Source organism: Palleniella muris, assembly GCF_004792655.1.
Classification (GTDB): domain Bacteria; phylum Bacteroidota; class Bacteroidia; order Bacteroidales; family Bacteroidaceae; genus Prevotella; species Prevotella muris_A.
In genome coordinates this window covers 14,526-26,488 of record NZ_SRZC01000005.1, presented here as the reverse complement: position 1 = coordinate 26,488, position 11,963 = coordinate 14,526, and the positions used below count along the sequence as shown (strand labels likewise).

8 protein-coding genes are annotated in these 11,963 nt (G+C 50.7%); 4 read left to right on the top strand and 4 right to left on the bottom strand.

Annotated features, from left to right (window positions below):
- The first annotated feature begins 2 nt into the window (after positions 1-2).
- The 3 genes from E5358_RS04020 (at position 3) to E5358_RS04010 (ending at position 2,482) form a co-directional block, all read left to right on the top strand.
- On the top strand, positions 3-479 hold the full coding sequence (locus E5358_RS04020; RefSeq protein WP_135939002.1) for an SRPBCC family protein: 477 nt from the start codon (positions 3-5) through the stop codon (positions 477-479).
- Positions 480-615: 136 nt separating this feature from the next.
- Positions 616-1,950 carry an argininosuccinate lyase gene (argH, locus tag E5358_RS04015; RefSeq protein ID WP_135939001.1) on the top strand — a complete coding sequence of 445 codons (1,335 nt, stop codon included), beginning with the start codon at positions 616-618 and terminating at the stop codon, positions 1,948-1,950.
- Positions 1,922-2,482: a hypothetical protein gene (locus E5358_RS04010; protein WP_277821152.1), complete on the top strand. Its 561-nt coding sequence runs from the start codon at positions 1,922-1,924 to the stop codon at positions 2,480-2,482. Before argH ends, E5358_RS04010 begins: the two co-directional genes overlap by 29 nt.
- A 350-nt stretch (positions 2,483-2,832) precedes the next feature.
- On the opposite strand, the gene E5358_RS04005 is transcribed toward E5358_RS04010, so the two are convergent.
- The 4 genes from E5358_RS04005 to E5358_RS03990 form a co-directional block, all read right to left on the bottom strand.
- On the bottom strand, positions 2,833-4,497 hold the full coding sequence (locus E5358_RS04005; protein WP_135939000.1) for a C10 family peptidase: 1,665 nt from the start codon (positions 4,495-4,497) through the stop codon (positions 2,833-2,835).
- A gap of 128 nt (positions 4,498-4,625) precedes the next feature.
- Entirely contained in the window at positions 4,626-5,417 is a 792-nt protein-coding gene (locus tag E5358_RS04000) for a hypothetical protein (protein WP_135938999.1), read from the bottom strand.
- A gap of 12 nt (positions 5,418-5,429) precedes the next feature.
- Positions 5,430-7,061 carry a RagB/SusD family nutrient uptake outer membrane protein gene (locus E5358_RS03995; RefSeq protein WP_135938998.1) on the bottom strand — a complete coding sequence of 544 codons (1,632 nt, stop codon included), beginning with the start codon at positions 7,059-7,061 and terminating at the stop codon, positions 5,430-5,432.
- A 52-nt stretch (positions 7,062-7,113) separates the two neighbouring features.
- A complete protein-coding gene (locus E5358_RS03990; protein WP_135938997.1) occupies positions 7,114-10,338 on the bottom strand; it encodes a SusC/RagA family TonB-linked outer membrane protein in 3,225 nt (1,074 codons plus the stop codon).
- Between the two features lie 265 nt (positions 10,339-10,603).
- Here E5358_RS03990 and E5358_RS03985 point away from each other — a divergent pair, with 265 nt between their 5' ends.
- Positions 10,604-11,566, top strand: a complete 963-nt coding sequence (locus tag E5358_RS03985; protein WP_135938996.1) for a tyrosine-type recombinase/integrase — start codon at positions 10,604-10,606, stop codon at positions 11,564-11,566.
- Positions 11,567-11,963 lie beyond the last annotated feature (397 nt).

Sequence of the window (11,963 nt, the reverse complement as noted above, 5' to 3'; positions counted from 1 at the left end):
TTATGGCAAAATACGAAAGTGAAGTGAAATTCCTGCCACAGTGCACTGTGGAACAGGTTTACAGCAAGCTCTCCAACCTCGAAACCTTCCGTCCTATCCTCGAAAACGCCGCCAACAATCCGATGATTGCTGAGAAACTGAAGGAGGCGGGACAGGACCCTGCGCAGCTGGAGAAACTGAAAGAAGTGGTGCTCACGAGCGACAGTATCTCTTTTCCGGTGCCGATGATTGGCTTGATGGAGCTGCAAATCGTCGAGCGTGAGGAGAACCGCTGCATCAAACTGGCGGCTGTCGGTGCACCGCTTGACGCGAACCTGTGGATTCAGGTGCTCCCGGTGAGTGCCGGAGGTTCAAAGATGAGGCTCACCTTGAAGGCTGACCTCAACATGATGATGAAGATGATGATTGGCAAGAAGCTGGAGAAGGGCATCGACCAAATGGCTGACATGCTCGCCCAGCTGCCTTATCAGATGATGTGATTGCCGGAGGCTGTGGAGGAAACGGCGTGCAGCCGCTGACGGGTCGTGACACTTGGCGCCCGCACGCTGTATGTCCCTTGACTGGCGGCAATGGCCTTTTCATGTAACATACACATATTACAACTTACAATTTCTTATGAAACTTTGGAGCAAGGGATTTGAGATAAACAAGGAGATAGAACGCTTCACCGTGGGCAGAGACCGCGAAATGGACCTCTATCTTGCAAAATACGATGTGCTCGGCTCTATGGCGCACATCACCATGCTTAACAGCATCGGGCTCATCAGTGACGATGAACTGCCGCAACTCCTGCGCGAACTTCGTGCCATCTATGATGTCTGTGAGCGCGGAGAGTTCGTCATCGAGGATGACATCGAGGATGTTCACTCGCAGGTGGAGCTTATGCTCACACGCGCTTTGGGAGACATGGGCAAGAAAATCCACAGCGGGCGCTCGCGCAACGACCAGGTGCTCGTAGACCTGAAACTCTTCACGCGTGCCGCTCTCCGCAGTATTGTGGAGGAGACAAAGTCCCTCTTTGATGAGCTTTTGGCGAAATCGGAGGAGTACAAGGACGTGCTTATGCCGGGCTATACGCACCTGCAGATAGCCATGCCGTCATCCTTCGGACTGTGGTTCGGCGCTTATGCCGAATCGCTGGCGGACGACATGCTCTTCCTGCAGGCAGCCTACCGCATGACAAACCGCAATCCGCTCGGCTCTGCTGCCGGCTATGGTTCGTCGTTCCCACTCAACCGACAGATGACAACCGACCTCCTCGGCTTCGACACGATGGACTATAATGTGGTCTATGCACAGATGGGACGCGGCAAGATGGAGCGCAACGTGGCAATGGCAATGGCGAGTGTCGCAGGAACAGTGGCGAAGATGGCGTTCGATGCGTGCATGTTCAATTCGCAGAACTTCTCCTTCGTGAAGCTCCCGAAGGAGTGCACCACCGGTTCTTCCATCATGCCGCACAAGAAGAATCCGGATGTCTTTGAGCTTATACGTGCAAAATGCAACAAGCTGCAGGGACTCCCGCAGCAGATAACGCTCATCATGAACAACCTGCCTTGCGGATATTTCCGTGACCTGCAGATAATAAAAGAGGTGTTCCTCCCTGCCTTCGAGGACATGAAGGACTGCCTGTCGATGGCGGCTTACATAATCAACCGTATGGAGGTGAGGACGGACATTCTTGACAATCCTATGTATGACGCAATCTTCTCCGTGGAGGAAGTGAACCGGCTCGCTGCTGACGGCATGCCGTTCCGTGACGCCTACCGCAAGGTGGGGCTTGACATCGAGGCTGGCAACTTCACGCCTGACAAGGACATACACCACACTCACGAAGGCTCCATAGGCAATCTCTGCAACGACCGTATACAGTCGCTGATGGAATCCATATTGAAGGAATTTAACTTTGAAAGGGTTGACGATGCGGAAAAGAAGCTCTTGGCTGTGTAGCCTTGCATTCGCGGCATTCTCACTGGTGGCTTGCAGCGGTGACAACACCTATACAAGCCATCCCTGCTACCTTGTCATTGACAACGGACTCCATTTGGACGAGACACTTGCCTCTGCCATGAACCAGATGTCTCCGGGAGTGTTCTGCATGATAACCAACAACGATGCACGCAAGGAATTCACTTTCTTGAACAACAGCGGTCTCTCCTCCACAAAGCGCTACAACGCCGAGGATGACCGCCGCACACGCGCGCTCGGGATGAACGGCGGGCTCATTGTAGGCTTCGGCACACTGACTGACGGCCAGTTCTGCGCCTATGACCGTGAGTGCCCCAACTGTTTCGACCCTGCCGTGGTGCCTGTGCGCTCCAAGCCCCTCACGATGTCCGGTGACGGCATTGCCGCCTGCAATGTATGCAGGCGCCGTTACAACATGAACAACGGCGGGAACAGCGAATCGGACGGCAAAGGCCTTACGCGCTACCGGTGCAGCACCACCGGCTCTTACGGAGTGCTGCATGTGGGCAACTGACACCTGTATGTGCAGTCTTGCCCTCTGCTTCGATGATGGGTGCGTTTCCACCCGGTTGGTCATCGTACTTGTCCAAAAGACATGGTGAGCAACTGCTGGGAATTGGTTTGTACAGGAAAGAACAAGTTTTAGCAAGAAAATATTCCATTATAAAGTACTTTACAATAGTCGCTGATAATGAAAAAGCCGTATCAAGACTCTCATGCAGAGTGGTGATACGGCTCTTTTTGTGTTGGAGGCTACGCCTTTTGGCTTTCCTTGTCACAACTTGTTTCTGTATGTCTTCATCCTTATGGTATGTCAATATGGGAGGTTTGCGTGAAGTGATTCCTCCGTTGTATAGCCATATTTCAGCGGACTACAATCTTCCGGATGCCATTGCCCTGCTTGTGCAGGATAATCCCGCGAGTCGATGAGGCGGCAGGACGGCCATAGACATCATAATATGTGCCAGCAGCATTGCTGCCGGAAATCTTCTTAATGCCTGTGGACGGCCATGAATCATCGTTAGCTGCATTGAGGGTGACTTTCCCGTTGTTTATGTCCATAAGGTAGCTGTTGGTTTGCCCGTCCTTGCGTCGCACAAGGCTCCAGCCTTTGTCGGGGCTGCCTTTTGAAGCTGTGAACAGCCGGTATTCCCCGTCAGAAAGGCCTGAAGGCAAACTAAGTAAGCCTCCTAATGCCCCTTCCATGTTGCTGAGCACGTTATATAGATACGGTGTCGTCTTTACTGGCTTCTGTGCCAGAACATATTCCTGTCCGTTGCCTTTCAGTATTATGCCAAGTTCACCGGACCATGCATCACCGCTAAGGTTCCACACTGTCTGTCCTACTGCCACATTGATGAGAGCATCAGTGATTTTTGCTGCTGACATAGTATGGTCACTGACAATCTGTGGCTCATAGCGTATGTCCTTGTCAGGGAGAGCTATGCCGATGAGCATGTCCTGGCCTATGCTGAAGCTGTAGCCGGTGGGATTAAGGAGAGCTATATCATAGAAGCCGTTGCCTCCGTCTGCTCCCCATCCCCAGTTTACATGCACAAAGCCGTTCTCGTCATAGCCGTCGATGACGAATGCATGCCCGCCTCTCTGCTTGTCAGAGCCTGCATAGTAGACAGGGCGCTCGTTGCTCAGTTCGTTGAAGATGAAGTTCATCCATTCCTTCTGGGAATAGTAGTCACGGTAGAGCAGGCTGATGTTCTTGTTGTAGCCGAAATGCTTCATGAGCCCGTTGCGTGCCTCTGAGGAATATGCGCCGCTTCCGCTTGGAGTATAGTTCATCTCTACGGCAACACCGGCATGGAACATCAATGTCGCCACGGCATTGCCCTCCTCTGCACTGTATTGTCCGGAAATGTAGTTGTCAAGCATACTGTCCCATTGGTAATAAGTGCTCTCAAACTCGGCAGAGAGAAGTTCTCCAACACCTTCTGAAGGACTGAAAGAGTATGATTTCCTGCCATAGCCATGGACAGGATACCTGTGGTGTTTCATAATCTGCGACAATGCCGTTGCCACGCATCCGGAAGGATATCCGTTGCCTTTTGTGTCTTTCGGGCACAAATCGTTGTAAGGCTTGCTTTGGTTCCATGTCGTGCTGACGATAGGGGCAATGCTGGCCTTGAATCTCTCTGTGTCAGGTGCGGTGGGGGCGTAAGAAGGCTTGCCGTCGGCAATACGTGCTTTCATGGACTCCCCTGCGGCGTACATGAACCATGAGAGGCTGTTGTTCTCGTCAAGGACAAAGGCGTTGTCGGAATAGCCCACGACGGCATTGAACATATCGTCGTTGGCGATAAGGGCAAAGCCGTTGTCGTTGCCTATGACGGTCAGCATCTCACTGCTGTGCTGTATGCGGAGCTTCTGGCCGGCAGCATTGGCTTTTGCCATTGCGGGCTGGGTGCTCCGGACTACAGTTGACGCTGCTGCCAGTTTCTCCTCGATGGAACGCTCATGTGCATAAACCATTGTCACAGTGCAGAGCAGGGACAATAGAAGATAGGTCTTTCTCATGCTATGATTTTTTTTAGGTGTGAGTTGAAGGTCACTCTTGCTTTGATTCCAAAGTCCCCTTATTTGGAAAGACCGGGACGGAACATTATGATTCCGTCCCGGTCTTTGTCAGGGAATGTGAAGAGTGATTAATTGTTTGCTTTAGGGAAGATGACGATGTCCATGAATGTTCCGAAAGAGCCTACACCTGGCACGAAATGGTAGAGAGCCATCTGCGCGATGCCCGTTGCAGGGTCATACATGCCTGCCACGCCGCTTCCGGAACCGTCGGCTTTCGCATCACCGGCAGCATTGCCCATGATATAGACATCTCCATAGTCCTGATGTACCCATGCTGCCTGTGGCTTGACAATGATTCGGTTCTTGCTGTCGATAGTGAAATCGATGTCATAGTCGTAGCCACCTGCCGGTATGCGGTACTGGCCGTCACCAAGGTCATAGAGCTGCCAAGGCAGGATGTCTTCGGTAAATGCTCCGAACAGATACTGGACGTCTATCACAGGGAACACCTGGATTGTGAACGTAATCTCTGACTGTGCATAAAGGTATGCGTCACCTTCTGCCACAGAGACAACAATCTTCTCTGTCGCGCCTGTCGCAATGTTGGCTGTTGCTGTGATGGTCTTTGATTTCTCTCCTTTTGCAAACTGGACTGTTGCAGGGACGGAGAGCTTGTCGCTGTTGCTTGTAAGGGATACTGTTCCCTCTTCTTCAGCATTTATACGACCAACCACGAACTGCACGTCCTGAGTCTGGCCCGGAACGAACATGAATGTTGTTCCTGCTTTAGTGGACTCAACGTATCCGTTGCCACCCAAATTGTTCGGGTCTGCTCCCTCGTACTCGAAATCATTGGTACATGAAGCGAATGACAATACACCAAACAAGGCTGCCAATGTATATTTGAATATATTTTTCATATCGACTTGTGTTTAGTTGTTTTCAACCCAAGGAGTGTACTTGTCTGACGGGTCAGGGTTGTTCTTGCCCACCAAAGCCTCGTTGTTCTCTTCCTCAATCTGTACAATGACCCAGTTCATCCATGCTGGACGGCCGTTTGTGTTGAGGCGTGCGAGATTGTCATCAACGTTAGTTCCCTTATAGCCACGTGTCACAGAGTAGTTCAGGCGCTTGATGTCAAAGAATGACTGGCCTTCGCCCCAAAGTTCAACGCGCTTCTGGAATACAATCTCCTCAACAACATCGTCAGTAGATGATGAGTGGCAGACATAGTTAGGGTCACGGTAGTTCTTCATGAATGACTCTACAAGAGCCTTGCCCTTTGGTGCATCCTGATGAGCGGCAGCTTCTGCCTCAATGAAGTACATTTCCTCGACGCGCATCAGCGGATAAGCTGTACATGCTCCGACAGAAGAGTTTCCGTCGTTGCCCTGTCCTGGACGGAACTTCACAGAGCCGTATGTAGGAAGGCTTGTCTTGTAGCTTGGCTTGAGATAAATGACCTGGTCCTCAAGTGGAGAGCCGGCAGGAGCCTTGAACATAAGCTTGCGGAAGTCTGTGTCGTTGATGCGCTCATAGAATTTCCTGTCTGCTGAGAATGACGGTGAGCCACCAGGAGCGGAGGCATAGCCGAAGGTTGTCTCGTTGCATACCCATGATGTCCAGTTGATGATGCCGGAGGTCACAGTATGGTTTGTTGATGTCTGCTGTGCGCCCCACATCCAAGGGTCTGTCACGTTGAAGCCGGTAGTGGTGTTCAGGCACTCCTGCATTGTCATAGGCTGTATGCCTGCATTGTCTATGGCCATGCGTGCATACTTCTGAGCCTCTGGATAGTTGCCGTCCCACATGTAGAGGCGTGCCCTAAGGCCATAGGCGCAAGCCAAGGTAGGAAGAATCTTTCCACGTGTGTCGGTAAGGTTCTTGATATATGTCTCTGCTTTGTTGAGGTCACCTTCAATGAACTTTACCATATCAGCGTGGGTTGCACGTGGGTTGTTGCGTGCGACAGCCTCTTCCATGCCGGCCTCTACGATAGGCACTGTAAGTCCTGACACGTCATTTCCGTCCTCGTTGATGTTGCTTGTCTTGTCGTTAGGAAGGAATTCGTACATACGCGCCATGTCAAGATAGAGCATTGCACGATAGGCATAAGCGGCACCGAGCTGTCCTACCTGTTCGCTTGTAGCATTGTCCGGGTTGATGGCTGAAATCACGTTGTTGACAGTCTGCATGAATTTCCAATGGTAAATCCACTGGTACTGTGCGTAGAAATAGTCCTGACCCATGTACTTGTTCTGTGTCCACTTGTTGAACCATATGTCATAATTAGAGCCGCTGTACTGCATTACGGCATCACCTGTCTGCAGGTCACGGATGTGCATCATTGAGCCATAGCCAAAGCACATGTGGCGGTCGTCCCAGTTTACAGTGTGGCAGTATGCCGGCATAGCCATCACCAATGCCTCTGTGGCAGAACCTGACTCGCCAACCTGGTCTTCAGTGGCAATGCCGTTGGCTGGGAATGTCTCTTCAAGACATCCTGTCAGCGTAGACAAGCTGACCACGGCGATTGCCATGTTTACGAATATATTCTTTTTCATTGTATTCAAAAATGAGTTGTTCTTTTATTATAGATATGAATAGCGTCTCGTGTCAGAATGTCACGCTGATACCTCCGGAGATTGTGCGTACAGCGCTGTAGTATGCGCTTGACACAGAACCTGTAACACTCTGGCGTGGGTCAAGGCCCTGGCGCTTTGACCATGTCCAGATGTTGTCTGCCACACCATAAATACGCACCTTGTTGATTCCGAGTTTCTGGGTGAGGCTCTTTGGCAGTGTGTAGCCGAGAGTGATGTTCTGGAGTGTGAGGTAGGATGCACTTGTGAGCCAGCGGTCAGACTGTGCTCCCATGCGGTCATCGGCATACTGCCAGCGAGGGATGTTGCTTCCTGTGTTCTCAGGGCTCCATGCGTCATACATATCGACGTGGATAGCCTGGCCGTTGGAACTGCTCATGAGGCTTGCGTATGTGCCGTCATATACATATCCGCCGAGCTGGTATGTGAAATCGACGCTGAAGTCGAAGCCCTTCCACTGTACGCTTGTTCCAAAGCCGCCGTAGACATCAGGGAGTGCATCTTCACATGCAAATGACGTGGCGTCACTGTACTGGTCTGTAGTGACAATGTCCTCCACAATGTAAGTGCCGTCAGCATTCTTCAGGTATTCGCCCGTAGAAGCGTCCTGCGCCCATACTTCCTTGTACCAGAGAGACTTGCCCTCTTCGTTCACGCCTGCATATTTTGGCATGTAGAATGTGTAGGCTGACTTGCCTTCAACCTTGCAGTAGTTGTCGGAGTAAGAACCCATGTATCCGCCACCGATGTACATGCGCTTGCTTGGCTCTGCAAGTTTTGTGACTTCATTGTGGTTGGTGGTCATGTTGGCATAAGCAGTCCAGGTAAGGTCCTTGTTGCGGATGATGTCGCCGCGCACGTTAAGTTCGAAACCACGGTTTGTCATGTTGCCGATGTTGTCAAGGTAGGCTGTGTAGCCGAATGTGTAAGGGAGCGGCATTGTCTGAATCATGTCTACAGTGCGGTTCGCGTAGAACTCGAGACCGCCGGAGAGACGTCCGTTGAAGAGGCTGAAATCAAGACCGATGTTGAACTTGCCGTTCTTCTCCCATGAGAGCTTCTTGTTGCCGTAAGCACCTGGTGTGAGGGATACGGCATCGTTTGAGTTCACGATGTTGTAGTATGTGATGTATCGGTATGCGGAAATCTTGTCGTTGCCGTTCTCACCGTAAGATGCCTTGAACTTCAGTTCGTCAACCCATTTGACATTGAACCAATCCTCGTTATGTATGTTCCAGCCAGCGGAGAGGGACCAGAATGTACCCCAGCGGTTGTCTGGGTCGAACATTGAGGAGCCTTCACGCACTATGGAAGCCTGTCCGAAATAACGGTCTGCATAATCGTACATCACGCGTCCGAGCCATGATTCCGTGTTATAATCGCTGCCAGAAGAACTTGTGTTGCGTACGTTCACTGCACCGGAGAGCTCATAATAATTTGGTGAGAACATGTTGTCACGTGAGCCATAGAGTGCGTCGCTGTAGAGACGGTAGTACTCGTGGGCTACCATAGCCTCGACATTGTGCTCCCCGAACTCCTTGCGCCAATTGAGGCGCTGCTGGTGGTTGTAGCTCCATGTGCGTGAGTTCTCTATAGAAACGATACCGTTGGATGAAGCATACTGTCCGAAGAATGGGTTTGTTGTAGTTGTGTTACGCCCTTCACGGAGATAGTAGTTGCTGATGGCTGTCACTGTGAATCCGTAAGGCAGGCGCACTTCAAGAGTACCTGTGCCGTTGAATGTGTTGCGCTGTGTATGGTTACGGTCAAGCTGTGCTGATGACAGCTGGTTGCCCGAACCGAGATATGGACGTGAGAGACCGATGATAGTGCCGTCGCCGTAGTCATAGTTGTTGATTTTCGCATTATCGTCGTAAAGAATGTTTCCCTGCGCATCACGGATGTAGAGAGGGTAGATAGGAGCTATCATTGACATTGCGAACATGTTGCCTGAGCTTCCACCGAGACCATCATTGTCCACTTCGTCCATGTCGGAGTGGCCGTATGTCATGTTCATGCCGAGCTTCAGCCATGGCTTGAGCTGGTAGTCAGCATTAAGGCGTGCAGTGAAGCGCTCATAGTTGGCCTGCGGAGTGATGCCCTCATTGTTGAGATAGTTCACGGAAGCGTAGAATGTGCTGCGGTCTGTAGCGCCTGATGCGCTCATCGTGTACTCCTGACGTGTGGAAGTATTGTACGTCTCGTCCATCCAGTCATCCGGAGTGATGAGGTAGTCCTTGCCGTTGTGGCTGACGATGTTGCCGAGAGTCGCTGTAGGATTGAGCTTGCCGTTCTGGCCGATGAGTGTCTGGCCTGGCTGTACTGTGTAGACATTGTAGCCAAGGCCATACGCATTGTCTGCAGTCAGGTTGTTGTTTGCAAACGCGAATGCCTGTGCATGGCTATAGCCGTAAGTGTTCTTGGCGTAGTTGTACAGGCCTTTGTACCACATCTCGTAGTATGCAGCAGGGTCGTCAATCATCTCGTAGTCCGGAGTGGCACGGCTGTTGGCACCGACTTTCGCGTCGAAAGTGATGACTGCGTTCTTGCCGCGCTTGGCACTCTTTGTTGTGATAAGGATTACACCGTTGCCGCCACGAGCACCGTAGAGGGCTGTGGAAGCGGCATCCTTCAGGACGGTCATTGACTCAACATCCACAGGGTTGATGTCGTTCAGCGAACCGTCGAAAGGTGAGCCGTCAAGGACGATGAGCGGAGAGTTCTCCGCATTAAGGGAGTTGATGCCGCGGATGCGGATTGTAGGTGTTGAGCCAGGAGCACCTGTTGCTGTGGTAATCTGTATACCAGAAGCCTTACCCTTGAGGGCGTCGACGGCGTTTGTAACCTGGACTTTACCTATTTCGTCTGCATTGACAACGGCTGCAGAACCGGTGAATGAAGATTTCTTCTGCGTTCCGTATGCAACGACCATGACCTCGTCAAGAGCCTGTGCATCGGACTCAAGGGCTATCCTCATGTTCTGGGAAGCCTTTACTGTCTTTGTAATCATACCCACATAGGATACTTCAAGACGCGTGCCATGGGCAACGTTGACAGAGAACTCGCCGTTCATGTCGGTGACAGCTCCCGCCTGGCTTCCCGCAACCTTCACGGTCGCGCCGATTACAGGCTCGTTGTCCTCAGCGGAAACGACAACGCCCTTCATCGGTGTCTGTGCCAATGCCATTCCCACACAGAGGAATATGCTGGCAAGAATTAAAGTAAGTTTTCTTTTCATAAATAAAATATTTGTTAAACAATATTGCCGCTTGGTTAGTGGAGGCATGGCATGAACGCCGGAAAACCATATTATAATATTAAGGTATTGCGCTCTTCTCGGGCAAGAGGAGCATGTGTAACTTGCCAAATGGCTAAGACACGAATACATAAAAGATGATAAAGATGTCAGAGTTTGGCTCTGCAATCAACGCATCTTTATTATCTTTGGAATTTCAAAGGCAAAGAAATACGTGCAACATATTCATCAACTTACACAAAACAACATGGTAACCTTTGACTTCTCATTGCGTTTCTCTTTCGGAAAGAAAAAGAAACGCCGTGCCGAAACACCCACAACCGGTCAGTTTCTCTCCTCAGCACATGACATTGTCAGTGACCTTTCTGCCACTGTAAGCAAATCCACACTTATCAACTACAACACCGCACTACGCTCACTCATGGCTTTCTGCCACGATAACGGCAGAAATGCACCTATGACAGCTGATACAATGGCAGCATACCAACAATGGCTTGCGCAGAAAGGCATAAGGCGCAACTCCTCGTCGTGCTACATACGTTCCCTGCGTTCTATATACCGAAGGGCGTTTCCTGGTATAGGCAACCCTTTCTCAAACGTGTTCACAGGCAACGAAAAGACACGAAAACGTGCATTGAGTGCTGCGTTGATGGCTCAGTTCGCAGCCAACGCACCACTTCCGGCATCCCCACTGCGCCTGTGGTACGACGTGTTCCTCTTCTCATTCCTCGGACTCGGCATCCCGTTCGCTGACCTTGCACGGCTGTCACCGGACAACATCGTCGGCGACAGCATAATCTACTGCCGCCGGAAGACATCACAGCGCATCACCGTACCCTTGCTTCCGGAGATGCGCGAGATAATCTTACGCTACGAAAGCACAGCGCCCAGCGGGCTGCTCTTCCCCATACTGTCCTCCGCTGACAGCGGATGGCAGGAATACCACAACTGCCTCACACGCTACAACCGTGCCCTGCACCGCCTCTCTGCCTCCGCCGGGTTACCGGAAGACATAACGTCCTACGTGGCCCGGCATACATGGGCATCTCTTGCAAGCGTCTCAGGAGTAAGCCTGCATCATATCTCGCAGGCTCTCGGGCATAACAACATCAAGACAACTGAAATTTATCTTGCACGCATTCCTGACACCGAGATGAGGCGTGACAGTATTGCCGTGGCAAACACAGTTGCGGACGCCATGTGCCGCTGACAGCCTTTTTCGTTATCAAGGTGACGTTTTGTTAGTTGCAGGATAATCTTTTGCTCAACAAAAGGGTGCATTTCACTTAACAAAATGTTACTTTTACATGAATAGCTATACATCTGTCACGCATTGGTTGTAGAAAAACACCAATCTCAAAATTTTTGCTTGATTATAGCAATAAATTGTAACATTTTCGTACGCTTTTATAGTGGGATATTAATATTTTGTAACGCGCACTTGATTTATGTAAAGGAAAGGCGGGGTACATGCGCAATATTTATGCAAGAAATACATTTATTTGTAAAAATATTGTTAACTTTGCATCAAGTACGGTGGAAAAGGTTATGCTCCTCTTGCCCGAGAAGAGCATGTTATACATATTTTATTATATATATGGTATCAT

Bases quoted from the DNA above. Each gene is read 5' to 3' on its own strand.
- E5358_RS04020 (WP_135939002.1), top strand. From the start codon at position 3: ATGGCAAAATACGAAAGTGAAGTGAAATTCCTGCCACAGTGCACTGTG.
- argH (WP_135939001.1), top strand. From the start codon at position 616: ATGAAACTTTGGAGCAAGGGATTTGAGATAAACAAGGAGATAGAACGC.
- E5358_RS04010 (WP_277821152.1), top strand. From the start codon at position 1,922: ATGCGGAAAAGAAGCTCTTGGCTGTGTAGCCTTGCATTCGCGGCATTC.
- E5358_RS04005 (WP_135939000.1), bottom strand. From the start codon at position 4,497: ATGAGAAAGACCTATCTTCTATTGTCCCTGCTCTGCACTGTGACAATG.
- E5358_RS04000 (WP_135938999.1), bottom strand. From the start codon at position 5,417: ATGAAAAATATATTCAAATATACATTGGCAGCCTTGTTTGGTGTATTG.
- E5358_RS03995 (WP_135938998.1), bottom strand. From the start codon at position 7,061: ATGAAAAAGAATATATTCGTAAACATGGCAATCGCCGTGGTCAGCTTG.
- E5358_RS03990 (WP_135938997.1), bottom strand. From the start codon at position 10,338: ATGAAAAGAAAACTTACTTTAATTCTTGCCAGCATATTCCTCTGTGTG.
- E5358_RS03985 (WP_135938996.1), top strand. From the start codon at position 10,604: ATGGTAACCTTTGACTTCTCATTGCGTTTCTCTTTCGGAAAGAAAAAG.